Genomic DNA, 13602 nt, shown 5'->3' with positions numbered 1-13602 from the left:
CACCATGTTGCCTCTCCTGTGGAGGTCGAAAATGGCTTCCATCGGGAGAGATCAAAACAATGGCCAGTCCATTGGGACAGTGAACAAACGGCTTTTGCTGAACCTTTCCAAATGGTGTGCATAAGCCTACCACAATCTGTTTTGCTCAGGCGATTGCAGCGACATCTTTTCCCTGCAGTGCTCACGAACCCCCTTGAAGGTTCGCCGATGCAGGGGAGTGATACCATACCGACGAATAGCCTCGCGATGCTCCCTGGTAGGGTATCCCTGGTTGTGGATAAAATTATAGTGGGGATACTGCTCATGGAAGGAGGCCATCATTCGATCCCGGGTCACCTTGGCTACAATGGAAGCCGCAGCGATGGAGCAACTTTTTGATTCACCTTTTACAAGCGGTTTTTGCGGTACCGGGAACGGCACTTCAAATTTTCCGTCCACCAGCAAGAAACCTATCTCCTCAGAGGCCAGCTTCTCCTGACAGACCTTAACCGCTGACCGCATGGCCCGCAACGACGCCTGGTGAATATTATACTGTTCGATATCGCGGGGATCGGCGATGCCAATCCCGAAAATAGCAGAGGAGTGGAGCAGGTCTCCATAGAGTTGATCACGTTGACCAGCGGTAAGGGCTTTGGAGTCTTGATAAGGGATGTACGGGTCCTGATCGGACAACACAACGCAGGCGGCCACGACCGGACCGGCCAACGGTCCTCTTCCGGCCTCGTCTACCCCGGCAACCGTGCCCACACCATGGGCATGGAGAAATCGCTCATACTGCCACGGATCGCCTTCAACAGAAGGGGGGAAAGAAAAAAGCGAGGGTAATGAAGGGCAGCGCATAGCGTTTCTCCATTCACCTCACTTTTGTGCAACAGACCAGCCGATGCCCGCCGTTCCGGTACACGGCGGGCCAATGCTTGTTTCGGCAACGGCATCGGCGGGCAGCTGAAATGAACCCTGAGGAAAACCATTCGTCCTGCACGACAAGAGGCGGTGCAGGACGAATACAGTTACAAACCTCGAGTATGGGTGGGAGAGTAAAGGCTTATTAAACAATGCCTCGCTCACGAATACGTGCAGCCTTGCCGCGACGGGCGCGCAGATAGTAGAGGCGTGAGCGCCGTACCCTGCCGCGGGTGACAACCTCGATTTTTTCCAGTCGGGGCGAATGCAGGGCAAAGGTCTTTTCCACGCCCACACCGTGGGATATTTTCCTTACCGTGAAGGTCGCATTCATTTTTCCACGCTTGCGCTTGATTACCACGCCCTGAAAGACCTGTACACGCTCTTTGGTTCCTTCGACAATACGAATGTGTACTTTGACCGTGTCGCCGGGGCGAAATTCGGGGATGTCAAAGCGCATCTGCTCCATATCAATCTTATCTAAAATATTCATTGCCATCTTTGTGATTTACGGGCCAGTGCTGCTGTTGGAAAAAGCAGGTTCACCCGAAGGATGCCTCCAAATCATCCACTCTAAGACTCTTCATACCAGATACTGTAGGTATAATGGTTCTGTTTCAGTTAGTTAATAAAGCTGTTTGCTGCTTAATACCTTCTCCAGTCAGTCTGTCAAGAATTATTGACACGGCCGAACGTACGGATAAATGGTTAAACGCACCCACACCTCGAATGGGGGGCAGCACTGCGTCAGCAACTTCCATCACTTGCGGGGCAAGGCCCCAGGCTGTGCCGAAGAGCAATAACACTGGTTCGCCCTCCAACATCCGCTCTCTTACCGTCCCATAGGGAAGCTGGTTATCCTTTTCGGCAGCACAGGTAGCAAGTACTAATGGCCGCCTCCCAAAACGTTGGGTAGAACGGGCGATGACTGTTTCCACATCGTGAACAACCTGCACGATTGAAAGTGCGGCTGCCCTGTCAGTGGCGGATTTGGCCCCATGCCCCTGGGTCCAGTGCTCAATAATCTGCCGTACCAGTGTCTGCTGTTCACTGTACGGAGTGACCACCCAATAGGTATCAACTCCATACGTTTTACCTGCCCTGGCAATGTCATGCAGGTCGAGGTTGGTTACAGCTGACCCAATGACTTCTCCATTGCGATTCACAACCGGTGCATGAACAAGAGCGACATCAATCTGCACCGCTTCCGCTGTGGTCATACGTTTTCCCTGGCGCCACTCACAGAATCATACAACCCCGCCTCCTGGAGGAGGGCAACCTCCCGAGCGGAGAATGTTGTGCCGATCAACAAGTCAGGGCGCCTCTCCAGCGTCAGCCTTACCGACTCAACAAAACGATACCTCTCGATCGTCCCATGGTTGCCGGTGAGCAGCGGTGCAGGAACCGATCGTCCGTGGAACTGTCTGGGCCTGGTATACTGAGAATGCTTCAACAACCCTCGACTGAACGTATCGTTGGCCGCTGAATCGCTGCACCCAAGCACACCGGGAAGTAGCCGGGTAATGGAATCCACCATTACCATGGCCCCCAACTCTCCTCCGGTCAGTACGTAGTCTCCTATGGAGATTTCTTCATCAACGTACTCATCGGTGAACCGTTGGTCTATCCCCTCATACCTGCCACAGACCAAAACTATCCCTGTAAGTGTTGCCAGCCTTTCTGCAACCCGCTGGTTATACAGGCGGCCTCGGGGAGATAAGGCGATTATTTTGCATTCTTTCCGACGAACGCGTATCCCCTCGATACAGGCTGCCAGTGGCTCAGGCTTCATCACCATCCCCTCGCCACCGCCAAAAGGCCGATCATCGGTCATTTTATGGCGATCCAGGGCATAGTCACGTATGTTATGTATGTGCACCCCGATCTTTCCCATGCTCTGCGCCCGTCGCAGGATGCCTTCCTGCAGGGGTGAGTCAAAGAACTCGGGAAAAATGGTGAGAATGTCAAAAATCATACGCCGCGACTCAATTGTTTATCTCTAACAATCCCGGCGGTAACGATAAGACAATCTGCTGTGCTTCCTGCTTGACCATGAATTCCGGTACAAGCGGAATAAGATACTCTTTGTCATGTCCCTGAACGGTGAGTAAATCCTGCGCCCCACCAATGAGCACACGGGTGACGACTCCCAACACCTGCCCGTCGTCGGTGGATACCTCTTTGCCTTCCAGTGCATGCAGATAGAATTCATCTTCTGCAATGGACGGCAGCTGCGCTGCATCCACCCATATTCCACGGCCGGTCAGGCTCTCTGCCATTGTCCGATCGAGACACTCTTTCAGCTGCAGGAGAACAAATTTCCCCTGGCTTCGAATCTTAAGCGGAGTTACCGCAACAAAGCTGGCACCCTCATCGGCTGAAAGAAACAGACGCGCGTAGTTTTCGAGCCCCTGAGGACTTGCCGTAAATGGCAAGACCTTCAACTCGCCTCGCACACCGTGCGGCTTGACAATTTTTGCCAGCAGGACATAGTGGTCTTCCTGCGCCCCGGCACGTGTCATGCCTATTCCAGTATCTCCAGCCGCGAGCGCTTGTTTTCATCGGCAAGTGCTGATGAGAGAACAGTACGCATCGCCCGCACTGTTCGCCCCTGCTTGCCGATGACTTTCCCCAAATCCTCCTGGGCAACGCGTAACTCAACGATGACGCTGTCATCCTCTTCACGCATAGAGACCTGCACTTCATCCGGCTTGTCCACAAGCCGTTGCGCAATAAACTCGATTAATTCTTTCATTTATGCTGCAGCGACAGGCTCACCGGCATGTTTTTTTATCAGGCTTTTAACGGTCACAGACGGTTTAGCGCCCTGCTTCAGCCAGCCATCGAGTTTTTCGTTATCAATGGAAACGGCTGCAGGCTCCTGCATCGGATCGTAGGTACCTACAATGTCAAGAAACTTACCGTCACGAGGTGACTGGCTATCGGCAACCACGATTCGGTAAAAGGGTTTCTTTTTACGGCCTTTTCTGGTCAATCGAATATGTACTGCCATTTTTTGGTATCCTCCTGTGGATAATAACACCCTCAGCAAGTATGGCGCCCTGCTGAGAAGAAAAATATTGCTGTTGCTCTCTTACCGGGCAAGCCCTTTGGGCATTTTGCGACGCTTGCCACGGCGCATGACGGATTTACCCTTGAGTTTTTTCATCATCTTCAGCATCATGGTATAGCTCTTCAAAACCCGATTCACCTCGGCAACCGAAGTACCCGAGCCCTTGGCAATGCGCTGTCTGCGGCTGGCGTTGATGATTCTATGATTACGTCTTTCCTTGGCGGTCATGGAACGGATGATCGCCTCGGTTTTGGCCAGCTCTTTTTCATCCGGCTTGGGAGCATCCTGCACCTGTTTGAGCTTGTTGATACCTGGAATCATCCCCATCAACTGCTCAAGGTTCCCCATCTTTTTGATCTGCTGAATCTGATCGAGAAAATCCTCCAGGGTGAATTCATTCTTTTGAATTTTCTTGGCAAGTTTCTGGGCATTCTTCTGGTCAACTACCGCTTCGGCTTTCTCGATCAGCGTGAGCACGTCGCCCATGCCGAGAATCCTGGAGGCTGTCCGATCTGGATGAAAAACCTCCAAGGCGTCGACGCTCTCCCCTACCCCGACAAACTTGATGGGCTTGCCGGTGACCTTCTTGACCGACAGGGCCGCCCCACCCCGTGCATCCCCTTCCATCTTGGTCAGGATAACACCGGTGATCTCGAGATCACTGTTAAACTTGTCGGCAACGGTAACCGCATCCTGGCCGGTCATGGCGTCAGCGACAAAGAGGGTCTCGGAGACCCCGACAGCGTCGGTTATTTCGCGCAACTCAGTCATTAGGGCTTCGTCAACATGCAGTCGACCAGCCGTATCAATAATGACGGTATCGATACTGCCGGCCCTGGCTTCGCCTAGAGCGGCTTTGGCGATCTCAACCGGTTTCTGATCCGTTGTAGAGCCAAAAACCGGGACGTCAACCTGTTGACCCAGTACATGCAGCTGATCTATGGCTGCCGGCCTATACACATCAGCCGGGACAAGCAGCGGTTTCCGGCCGTCTGCCTTCAGCTGCTTTGCCAGCTTCGCGGCAGTAGTAGTCTTTCCGGAACCCTGCAGTCCGGCCAGCATGATCACTGCCGGCTGAGGGCCATCCAGATGAAGGGGTTCTGCCTGACTGCCCAGCAGGTCTACCAATTCATCATGTACCACCTTGATGACCTGTTGCCCGGGGGACAGGCTGGTCAGAACCTCTTGACCAACCGCTTTTTCAGTGACGGTACGAATAAAGCCCTTGACCACCGTAAAGTTGACATCCGCTTCGAGGAGGGCTTTACGCACTTCGCCCATAGCCTCCTGAATATTCTCTTCAGTCAGCTTTCCATGGCCGCGGAGCTTTTTAAATACGCCGTCAAGTCGATCAGTTAGATTCTCAAACATATGCTGTCTATAGGAAAAGGCGCATCCTGCAAGTTTGCGGAAAGCGCCATTAATTTTGCAAACGGAAAACTCAAATTAATACTCCATAGAACAATCCTTGTCAAGCAGGAAGAAAAGCATGGCGTTCCAGGCGGTTATTAGCCAGCTACAGCTGTCGCAACCTTTTCCAGTCCTTCCGGAGAATCAGCCTGCAGGCAGGTGATGCCGGACTTTCGCGGGATTATTTTCCGCATCATCCCGGTCAACACATTCTTCGGTCCCAGCTCAACAAAAACCTCGACCCCGTCGGCAACCATGGTGTCGATGATCTCCACCCAACGAACCGGCGAGGCGATCTGTCGGGCCATAACCGAACGAATCTCCTCGGGTTGCTCAAGGACACCTGCAGTTACATTAAAATACGTTGGAACCGATGGTGCATGGAAGGTGACGGACTCCATGAACCTGGCAAAATCATCTACTGCCCCTGCAACCAAAGGACTATGATTGGCAACGCTTACTGCAAGAGGGATAACCTTGCCCCCCTCTTCCTGACAGAGGGCTCCCACAGCATCAAGCCCTTGAGCGTCCCCGGAGATAACGATTTGTGAAGGGGTATTGTGATTGGCGACTACTGCAACCCCAGGGCCACTGAAAGAGTCGAGCAATGCCTCAACGGTTTCCAGGGACAAACCGACAACTGCACGCATTCCCCCAGGATTGGCTTCCCCTTCACGCTCCATCAATTCGCCACGCTTGGTGACCAGCCGCAGAGTATCTTCGGCGGATACCGCGCCTGCCGCGTGCAAGGCTGAATACTCACCAAGGCTATGCCCGGCGAGGCAGGCAGGGGTGAAGCCCGGAAGGAGTTTAAGCAGTCCATGCCAGCACATAAGATTGATAACCGTCAGCGCCGGCTGGAGGTGCAGAACCCTGGTCAGTTCCTCCATGGGGCCATTAAGGCAGAGCTCTTGCAAAGGAAAACCGGATATATCGCTTCCCAGTGCAAATAATTCGGCGGCAGCTTTGTCCTGCTCAAGCAACTGTTGCCCCATGCCAATATACTGAGACCCCTGACCGGGAAAAATTACTGCTGTTTTCTTCATTGGTACTTCTTTTTTCCTCATCCCCTCTTCTTTGCCCGTTCAAGCAGGAGATTGGTAACAATAAACAATATCACCCCCACTGTAATAGCCGAGTCAGCCACATTAAAAGCGGGCCAGTGCGAGGTGCCGATATATACATCCAAGAAATCAATAACATAACCCAACCGCACGCGATCAATAAGGTTGCCGAGCGCCCCACCGGCGATAAGGGCCAGCCCGAGGCTGTACCATTTGCTTACCCGGGCATAGCTTCTATAGGCTATGGCGATAAACACCAAGGCGATCAGGGCGGCAACAATAAAAAAAAGTTGTCGCCACAGCGCTGGTTGGCCAGCAAGCATGCTGAAGGCGGCACCGTTATTCGTCAGGTAGGTGAGGTTGAACAAACCCGGGATAACCTCCCGGGTTTCAAACAAGTTGAAAGCGTTGACGACCCAAACTTTTGTCGCCTGGTCAACGGCGACGACCGTGAGTACTATCAGAAAAGCGCGCATGCAGTCCAGCGTCTTAGCTCGTTAGCGAGTGCACAACTGCAGCACACCGTTCACAAATTGTCGGATGCTCCGCATCAGAGCCGACGGTGGGCGAGATAATCCAGCATCGCTCGCATTTCTCGCCGCTTGCCTGACGTACTCCGATCTGCACGCCGGCAAAATTATCATCCTCCACAAATGCAACATCACAGGTTTCCTGTTCATCAACGATCGTCAGCGCAGAGACGATGCAGAGTTCCTGCAGCTGCTTCCTGTGCTCCGAAAGAAACGCCTGCCACTTCTCTCCTGATCGCAGAACGACCTCTGCATCAAGAGAGAGGCCAATGGTTTTCTCCCTTCGCGCGCCTTCAAGCACCCGGGTGATTGCAGAACGCAGATCAAGAAGGGTGTCCCACCGTTCAAGCAGGTCCTTATCAACCGCTATATCCTCCACGTCAGGAAAACCGGTAAAACTGATGGTATCCTCCAGCGGTGGATTTTGCGGAAGCGCATGAAAGGAAGCCCATGCTTCCTCCGCAGTAAAACAGAGCACGGGGGCCATGAGTTTGAGCAGTCCATCCAGTATCCTGGATATCACAGCCTGGGCGGCTCTGCGCTCAGCGGCATCAGGCGCCGAGCAATAGAGACGGTCTTTGAGCACATCCATGTAGATACTGGATATTACCGTGCCGCAAAAGTTGAAAATGGAATGGTAGACGGTATGGAACTCATACCGTTCATAAGCAGCAGTCACTCGGCGGGTAAGCGAGGCAAACCTGGCAAGAGCCCAGCGATCCAGTTCCGTGTACGCCTCTGGTGCGACCTTATGGAGTTCAGGGTCATAATCGTTGAGATTGCTCAAAAGAAAACGGATGGTATTGCGTATCTTGCGATAGGCGTCGGATACCTGCTTAAGGATCTCATCGGAAACCTTGACATCATCCTGGTAGTTTTCGCTCGCTACCCACAGACGCAGCACCTCAGCCCCATATTTGTCAATTACCTCCTGCGGGGCGACCACATTGCCCACGGATTTGGACATTTTCTTTCCCTGGCCGTCGACAACATACCCATGGGTCAGAACGCCTTGGTATGGAGCCCGATTTCTGGTACCAACGGAAGTGAGCAGAGAAGACTGAAACCACCCGCGATGCTGGTCACTGCCCTCCAGGTAGAGGTCGGCGGGTGAGTGGAGTTCCTCCCTGGGTTCCAGTACCGCGGCGTGACTGGTTCCCGAGTCGAACCAGACATCCAGGATATCGGTTTCCTTGGCAAAGTTGGCGCATCCGCAGGAACAGGTTTTCCCCTCCGGGACAAAATCAGCAGCCTCGTGCTTGAACCAGGCATCCGCCCCTTCCTGCTGGAACAGAGTTTCAATTCGTGCGCAAACCTCTGCGTCCTTGAGAATTTCTCCGCAATCGACACAGGTCAGCACCGTTACCGGCACACCCCACGACCGCTGCCGGGAAAGACACCAGTCTGGTCTGGCTTCGACCATGCCCAGAATACGCTGCTCGCCCCATGAAGGGGTCCAGCGCACCTGTTTTATCGCCTGCATTGCCTTGGTGCGCAGATCAAGCTTTTCCATGGAAATAAACCACTGGGCCGTAGCCCGGTAGATAACTGGCTGCTTGCACCGCCAACAGTGGGGGTAACTGTGCTCAATGCGAGTTTCCATAATCATGGAACCCTCGCTCAACAGGTCATCGGCAATCTGGCGATTGACATCAGGTACTGCCAACCCAGCATACCTGCCGGCTTCCTCGGTAAAATGGCCGGAGTCATCGACAGGAGAAAGAATGTCCAACCCATAGCGCAGGCCTGTCAGATAGTCATCTGTGCCATGCCCGGGAGCAGTATGGACGCAACCGGTGCCGGAATCAGTGGTGACGTAATCTGCCAGTACTATAAGAGAATCCCTGTCCATAAAGGGATGTCGGCAATGTTTTCCTTCCAGTCCTGCAGCGGAAAAGGTAGTCAGCACCTGGTACTCTTCCCGGCCAAATTCCTGAAAACAGTGTTCGACGAGATCGTGAGCCAAAATCCACACTTCCTCGCCTACGGCGACTGCGGCATAGGTGACATCAGGGTGCAAGGCTATGGCCAGGTTTGCCGGCAAGGTCCAGGGAGTGGTGGTCCAGATGAGCACGCTCACGGCCTTATCTTTCATTTCGGCCGCCACTTTGCTCAAATCGTCTACAACCGGAAATTTAACGTAAACCGACGGAGAGGCATGAGGCGCATAATCCACCTCCGCTTCCGCCAAGGCTGTACCGCAACTGGAGCACCAATAGACCGGTTTTTTTGATCGAACAACTGCACCGGAAAGCAAAAATTTATTAAATTCGGTGGCTATCGCGGCCTCGTAGGCATAATTCATGGTGAGGTAGGGAGTATCCCAGTCACCGAGCACACCTAACCGCTTAAACTGTGCTTTCTGGGTTTTGATCCACTTTTCGGCATATTTCCTACACGCACCGCGCTTGGCGAGAATGGAGATCTCCTTTTTCTTGCTGCCAAGCTCCTTATCCACATTGTGTTCAATGGGCAGACCATGACAATCCCAACCCGGAATATAGGGAGCATTAAATCCAGCCAACCGCTTGGAACGAAGAATAATATCCTTGAGCACTTTATTGAAGGCCGTGCCAAGATGAATGTTGCCGTTTGCATAGGGCGGTCCATCATGCAGAATGAAGCTCGGCCGATCTACTGCCTGCTGCTGCAACTTTGCATACAGCCCACCTTTTTCCCACTGTTTGAGCATCATCGGCTCTTTCTGGGTGAGGTTGGCCTTCATCTTGAAGTTTGTTTTCGGCAGGTTGAGCGTATCCCTATAATCCATTTTTACTCTCAAAATAGGTAGTTATCAAAACGTAAGCAGTGAAGATAAAAAAACCGTAAATGTTACCAACTCCGAATCACAATGCAAGAGAAAAGAACCCCTGACCGGAGAATAGGAGATGCCACCGATACGGGTTGCCCTGCGTAGCCTGTAATCCCAAGCGCCAGCTCTGCTCGAATCGCAGGTTTTGTCAAGGGGGTATTGATACGGCCCACCTCCGCAAGCAAAGCGACAGGCTCAGCTTGCCACGTCCCCACGCCCGAATACAGTTCCAAGGAACCAACGCCCGTCCCCGTGCCCCAGCCAGTCAAGGACTGGATGCATTTTCAACACTTATCGTCTCCCCGCAACTTCGCAAGGCTGTTCACCTGCAACAGGGCTTTTGCCTTCCAGCGGTTTTCCATGCTGGCGGGTGTATTCATACATTGCCACTGAAGCGGCAACACTGACATTGAGACTCTGCACATGCCCCCACTGAGGTATGGCCAAAGGCCGGATTGCCGGATAATGCGCCAGGTCGAAACTTATACCAAACTCTTCATGCCCGACGATAAACGCTGTTTTTTCGGGGAAAGGTACCGTCCCGAGGATGTTGTCCTCCTCCGGCTGCAGGCAGTAGCAGGCAAATCCCACCCCTGCAACTTCGGCAAAGCATGAAGAAAAATCGCTATGATGCCGTAACACTACCCAGCGCATGGAGCCTTTGGCCGGCTCTGGGTCAAAATGATCGACCCCGACGAGATGTACTTCCCGTATACCAAAGGCATCCGCTGACCGAATAATCTTTCCGATATTGAAGTCCGGTTTGAGGCCGTCAAGAATGAGGATGCATTGGTGAATCCCTGGTTGCGCCCATACCTTATTCCTTCTGCTGGCTTTCAGGTACCGGGTTTCCATATCCTGACGACGATTGAATCGGCTGCGCATGCTTTCTTTTTCCGTTCAGAATTCTTTTTTTTCTTTTCTGGATATACCAGGCAGGGTATACACATTTCTTATCCGCCTGAATACTTACCACCACCCAGGAGCAACGCTTTGAAGGATCCAAAGAACAACGGCACATGCAGCTTGTGCAATCTTCCCGACCAACCACTGCTTCTCCAGGATGGACGCCTGACCTGCCCCCGCTGTCTGGCAGTCGTACAATCCATACGGGAAACGCCGGAGGTTGTCAAAGAATTATGGCGCACCTACCAGGATGAGCCGATCCTGCTCAAACCCGAGCCTCCCCAGGTGGATACTGAAGTCGAACTGCCAGAGGTGCTCGACGGCAAACGATATCGAGCCGTGGACCGGGAATTCAACAAATGGTATCTTTCTGTGAGTGAAATTGACGGTAGTCCGGTGGAAATATTTGCCTCTACCGCCTTTGAACGGGACCACCAGCTTCAATCCAGAATATCCAACCTGACCACTATTACCCGTTTAATTTCCCTTATTCTCCGCCATGTGGTCCTGGGAGAACGGCTGACCCTGGACAAATGCCTGGTACAACTCAAGCGTAGCTCACGTCAGCAGGACGACCTTCCGGATATGCTCTACGGCGTGCTCAGCAAGTACAACACCCCGACAGATAAAAAATAGCCATACCTAGACACCAGCCGACAAGGCAGGCACCAACATTGCCCTGAACGTTCTTCTGTCTGCCTGCGACCGCAACCGCCTATCCAGTTACAGCTTGGCCATAAATTTTTTGGTATCAATAACAAAACGTTCGTGACGGCCTCTTCCGATCTCCCCATCCTCATCCCGAGCAACAACTTCAAACACTAATCGCCTCCGATCCACTTCCACCAGCTCTGATTCGCACACCACCCGCATACCTACGGGAGTCGCTTTACTGTGGGTAATATCCACCTTTACCCCAACCGTACCGTAGCCTGGAGGCAGGGCGGCCAAAACGGAATTAAGGCAGGTTTTTTCCATCAACGCCACCATGGCAGGAGTTGCATACACTTCCACCAGTCCACTTCCATATCGAGCAGCCGTATCCCCTGCAGTGACCACCAGTTCTTCCTTTCCCTTTACTCCGGGTTCAATCTGTAATTCCATTTAAACATGCACCTTGTTGTACGTTTTCCGTTCACTTTCCACCAATCCGGTAAAAAATGAGGCAATAAAAAAAGCGTGGATATGCTGAATGCATATCCACGCTTTCCCTCTACTCTGCTGTACACCTCTACAGAGGCACAGCTACTACATGTTACTGATCTGCCGGAATATGAGAATCATCAGGCCTTCTCAGCATCAGGGAAATCACCACTGACAGCACCAGCAGCGCTGCAGACAGATAAAACGCGGTATCCAGACTTCCGGTTTTATCCTGAATGGTTCCGGCAAGTCGCGGCATGAATGCACCAATGCCCCAACCGAAGAAAACGACGCCGAAATTCATACCCAGATTTTTCGGACCAAAGAAGTCAGCGATAAAGGAAGGCATCAGGGACAGCAGTCCACCATACTGCCAGTAACCGATACCAACGCACAGGAACAGCAAGAAAACGTTCTGGGACTTCATGATCATCGGCATGCAGGCAAGTGCCAGCGCAGCAACGCCGCTGTTGAGGGCGTATGTATGCTTTCATGCGGCTCCACCCATCAGAGTAGATACCGGTGCAAGGACGACCGGCAGCATTCATGATACCACCGTAGGAGGCCAGAATCCAGCCATTGGCGGCGAGGAAAGGAATGGACGCGGCCGTAACTTTCAGCAGACCGGCGGCTTTACCGATGATGAGCAGGCCAGACTGGGTGGCCAGGATGAACATGATCAGCAGCATCCAGTACTGCGGGGTCTTGATCATCTGCTGCCATTTCCAGTTCTTACTGGTAGCCACGGCAACTTTCGGCGGGGTCGCACCTTCCTTGACCACTGCGGCAGGCGGCGTGTAACCGGCAGGCGGAGTGAGGAGCAACTGTCCGGCAACGATCACAACTACGGCAAAGAATATACCGAGCGCGATGAAACTACCGGAAATACCGAACTTGTCAATCAGGTAGCGTGCAAGCGGTGCAATGTAGAGTGCCGCACCACCGTAGCCCATAACAACCAGACCGGCGACAACGCCGCGACGATGGGGACCAAACCATGCCAGCGCAGCCGGGGTGGGAGAGGCATAGCCGATGCCCATAGCCGTACCGCCCAAAACACCAAAACCAATCATCAGGCCAGTATAGCTTTTCATTAATCCAGCGATAATACAACCGATAGCCAACAGCAACCCGCCAAGGGTTGCACCGAATTTCGGCCCAAATGCGTCACGAATCTTCCCACCTGGGATCATGGTAAGCGCAAAGAAAATAATGCAGATGGAAAACGGTGTTGCAACCTGAGCATTGGTCAAGTAGGTCCAACCGGCATTGACCCCCTCCATTGGTTGACCGGCAAGCTCTAAGTTAACCAGAGACTTCCCCCACACACTCCAGGCGTACAGAATTCCCAGACATGCATTGATCGCCGTACCCGCGAAAGTAGTTACCCAGGCTTGTACAGGCACTTTGTCTTGACTCATAAAACTTACCTCCCCCTTGTATGATTTACTATTGTAGCCGGATACAGAGTTGACTCCCTGTATCCGTTTGTGGACAACGCAATCAATACAACCACTTCAGCAAGAATAATGAATTGAAGTCTTGCCCTTATAACAATCAGCAATCTGCGCGTCAAGCGTTAAAAAAATCGAAAAAAAACAGACGGGGTCGATGGCGAGCCACCAGAGAAGACGGGCACGAAAAATGCAAGAAAAACGAAGAGATATACAGGTAAACTAACGACTATACCAAAATTGCATTCCACTGGCAAGCACTTGCAGCCTATTTTTAATCATCACTTCTTCTCCGCAACAAAAGAAT

The 13602-nt window shown here is 52.6% G+C and carries 16 protein-coding genes; 1 reads left to right on the top strand and 15 read right to left on the bottom strand.

Features of this window, described 5'->3' with window-relative positions:
• Positions 1-126: 126 nt before the first annotated feature.
• From ACZ52Z_RS20690 to ACZ52Z_RS20635, 12 genes are all read right to left on the bottom strand, one after another.
• Positions 127-840 (bottom strand): ribonuclease HII, encoded by a 714-nt coding sequence (locus ACZ52Z_RS20690; RefSeq protein WP_464268667.1) that lies wholly within the window; start codon positions 838-840, stop codon positions 127-129.
• Positions 841-1048: 208 nt separating this feature from the next.
• Positions 1049-1396 carry a 50S ribosomal protein L19 gene (rplS, locus tag ACZ52Z_RS20685; RefSeq protein WP_464268666.1) on the bottom strand — a complete coding sequence of 116 codons (348 nt, stop codon included), beginning with the start codon at positions 1394-1396 and terminating at the stop codon, positions 1049-1051.
• A 124-nt stretch (positions 1397-1520) separates the two neighbouring features.
• Complete coding sequence (locus tag ACZ52Z_RS20680; RefSeq protein ID WP_464268665.1) at positions 1521-2123, bottom strand: RNA methyltransferase; 603 nt, start codon at positions 2121-2123, stop codon at positions 1521-1523.
• A complete protein-coding gene (trmD, locus tag ACZ52Z_RS20675) occupies positions 2120-2878 on the bottom strand; it encodes a tRNA (guanosine(37)-N1)-methyltransferase TrmD (protein ID WP_464268664.1) in 759 nt (252 codons plus the stop codon). Before trmD ends, ACZ52Z_RS20680 begins: the two co-directional genes overlap by 4 nt.
• 10 nt (positions 2879-2888) lie before the next feature.
• Positions 2889-3425, bottom strand: a complete 537-nt coding sequence (gene rimM, locus ACZ52Z_RS20670) for a ribosome maturation factor RimM (RefSeq protein WP_464268663.1) — start codon at positions 3423-3425, stop codon at positions 2889-2891.
• Positions 3426-3427: 2 nt separating this feature from the next.
• Complete coding sequence (locus tag ACZ52Z_RS20665; protein WP_464268662.1) at positions 3428-3658, bottom strand: KH domain-containing protein; 231 nt, start codon at positions 3656-3658, stop codon at positions 3428-3430.
• Positions 3659-3916, bottom strand: coding sequence for a 30S ribosomal protein S16 (rpsP, locus tag ACZ52Z_RS20660; protein ID WP_464268661.1), 258 nt, complete (start codon positions 3914-3916; stop codon positions 3659-3661). It abuts the gene before it with no gap.
• An 81-nt stretch (positions 3917-3997) separates the two neighbouring features.
• On the bottom strand, positions 3998-5347 hold the full coding sequence (gene ffh / locus ACZ52Z_RS20655) for a signal recognition particle protein (RefSeq protein WP_464268660.1): 1350 nt from the start codon (positions 5345-5347) through the stop codon (positions 3998-4000).
• Positions 5348-5484: 137 nt separating this feature from the next.
• Positions 5485-6432 (bottom strand): ACP S-malonyltransferase, encoded by a 948-nt coding sequence (gene fabD / locus ACZ52Z_RS20650; protein WP_464268659.1) that lies wholly within the window; start codon positions 6430-6432, stop codon positions 5485-5487.
• A gap of 17 nt (positions 6433-6449) precedes the next feature.
• On the bottom strand, positions 6450-6926 hold the full coding sequence (gene lspA, locus ACZ52Z_RS20645; protein WP_464268658.1) for a signal peptidase II: 477 nt from the start codon (positions 6924-6926) through the stop codon (positions 6450-6452).
• Between the two features lie 13 nt (positions 6927-6939).
• Complete coding sequence (ileS, locus tag ACZ52Z_RS20640; RefSeq protein ID WP_464268657.1) at positions 6940-9750, bottom strand: isoleucine--tRNA ligase; 2811 nt, start codon at positions 9748-9750, stop codon at positions 6940-6942.
• Between the two features lie 333 nt (positions 9751-10083).
• Positions 10084-10677 carry a TrmH family RNA methyltransferase gene (locus tag ACZ52Z_RS20635; protein WP_464268656.1) on the bottom strand — a complete coding sequence of 198 codons (594 nt, stop codon included), beginning with the start codon at positions 10675-10677 and terminating at the stop codon, positions 10084-10086.
• Between the two features lie 108 nt (positions 10678-10785).
• On the opposite strand from ACZ52Z_RS20635, the gene ACZ52Z_RS20630 reads away from it, so the two are divergent.
• The gene (locus tag ACZ52Z_RS20630; RefSeq protein ID WP_464268655.1) at positions 10786-11334 is read left to right on the top strand and encodes a TSCPD domain-containing protein; all 549 of its coding nucleotides are present in this window, start codon (positions 10786-10788) and stop codon (positions 11332-11334) included.
• Between the two features lie 87 nt (positions 11335-11421).
• Here the strand turns inward: ACZ52Z_RS20630 and ACZ52Z_RS20625 are convergent, their stop codons facing one another.
• The 3 genes from ACZ52Z_RS20625 to ACZ52Z_RS20615 form a co-directional block, all read right to left on the bottom strand.
• Complete coding sequence (locus ACZ52Z_RS20625) at positions 11422-11802, bottom strand: thioesterase family protein (protein ID WP_464268654.1); 381 nt, start codon at positions 11800-11802, stop codon at positions 11422-11424.
• A gap of 151 nt (positions 11803-11953) precedes the next feature.
• Positions 11954-12268, bottom strand: coding sequence for an MFS transporter (locus tag ACZ52Z_RS20620; protein ID WP_464268653.1), 315 nt, complete (start codon positions 12266-12268; stop codon positions 11954-11956).
• A complete protein-coding gene (locus ACZ52Z_RS20615) occupies positions 12171-13262 on the bottom strand; it encodes an MFS transporter (protein ID WP_464268652.1) in 1092 nt (363 codons plus the stop codon). Before ACZ52Z_RS20615 ends, ACZ52Z_RS20620 begins: the two co-directional genes overlap by 98 nt.
• Positions 13263-13602 lie beyond the last annotated feature (340 nt).

Source organism: Desulfogranum aggregans, assembly GCF_055398265.1.
Note: the sequence above shows the minus strand (reverse complement) of the source record. Positions and strands in the feature narration are given on the sequence as shown.

Excerpts from the sequence above, each read along its gene's own strand:
- rimM (WP_464268663.1), bottom strand. The coding sequence starts at position 3,425 with ATGACACGTGCCGGGGCGCAGGAAGACCACTATGTCCTGCTGGCAAAA.
- lspA (WP_464268658.1), bottom strand. The coding sequence starts at position 6,926 with ATGCGCGCTTTTCTGATAGTACTCACGGTCGTCGCCGTTGACCAGGCG.
- rpsP (WP_464268661.1), bottom strand. The coding sequence starts at position 3,916 with ATGGCAGTACATATTCGATTGACCAGAAAAGGCCGTAAAAAGAAACCC.
- ACZ52Z_RS20680 (WP_464268665.1), bottom strand. The coding sequence starts at position 2,123 with ATGACCACAGCGGAAGCGGTGCAGATTGATGTCGCTCTTGTTCATGCA.
- fabD (WP_464268659.1), bottom strand. The coding sequence starts at position 6,432 with ATGAAGAAAACAGCAGTAATTTTTCCCGGTCAGGGGTCTCAGTATATT.
- ACZ52Z_RS20665 (WP_464268662.1), bottom strand. The coding sequence starts at position 3,658 with ATGAAAGAATTAATCGAGTTTATTGCGCAACGGCTTGTGGACAAGCCG.
- trmD (WP_464268664.1), bottom strand. The coding sequence starts at position 2,878 with ATGATTTTTGACATTCTCACCATTTTTCCCGAGTTCTTTGACTCACCC.
- ACZ52Z_RS20620 (WP_464268653.1), bottom strand. The coding sequence starts at position 12,268 with ATGAAGTCCCAGAACGTTTTCTTGCTGTTCCTGTGCGTTGGTATCGGT.
- ACZ52Z_RS20615 (WP_464268652.1), bottom strand. The coding sequence starts at position 13,262 with ATGAGTCAAGACAAAGTGCCTGTACAAGCCTGGGTAACTACTTTCGCG.
- ACZ52Z_RS20635 (WP_464268656.1), bottom strand. The coding sequence starts at position 10,677 with ATGCGCAGCCGATTCAATCGTCGTCAGGATATGGAAACCCGGTACCTG.
- ACZ52Z_RS20690 (WP_464268667.1), bottom strand. The coding sequence starts at position 840 with ATGCGCTGCCCTTCATTACCCTCGCTTTTTTCTTTCCCCCCTTCTGTT.
- ffh (WP_464268660.1), bottom strand. The coding sequence starts at position 5,347 with ATGTTTGAGAATCTAACTGATCGACTTGACGGCGTATTTAAAAAGCTC.
- rplS (WP_464268666.1), bottom strand. The coding sequence starts at position 1,396 with ATGAATATTTTAGATAAGATTGATATGGAGCAGATGCGCTTTGACATC.
- ACZ52Z_RS20625 (WP_464268654.1), bottom strand. The coding sequence starts at position 11,802 with ATGGAATTACAGATTGAACCCGGAGTAAAGGGAAAGGAAGAACTGGTG.
- ileS (WP_464268657.1), bottom strand. The coding sequence starts at position 9,750 with ATGGATTATAGGGATACGCTCAACCTGCCGAAAACAAACTTCAAGATG.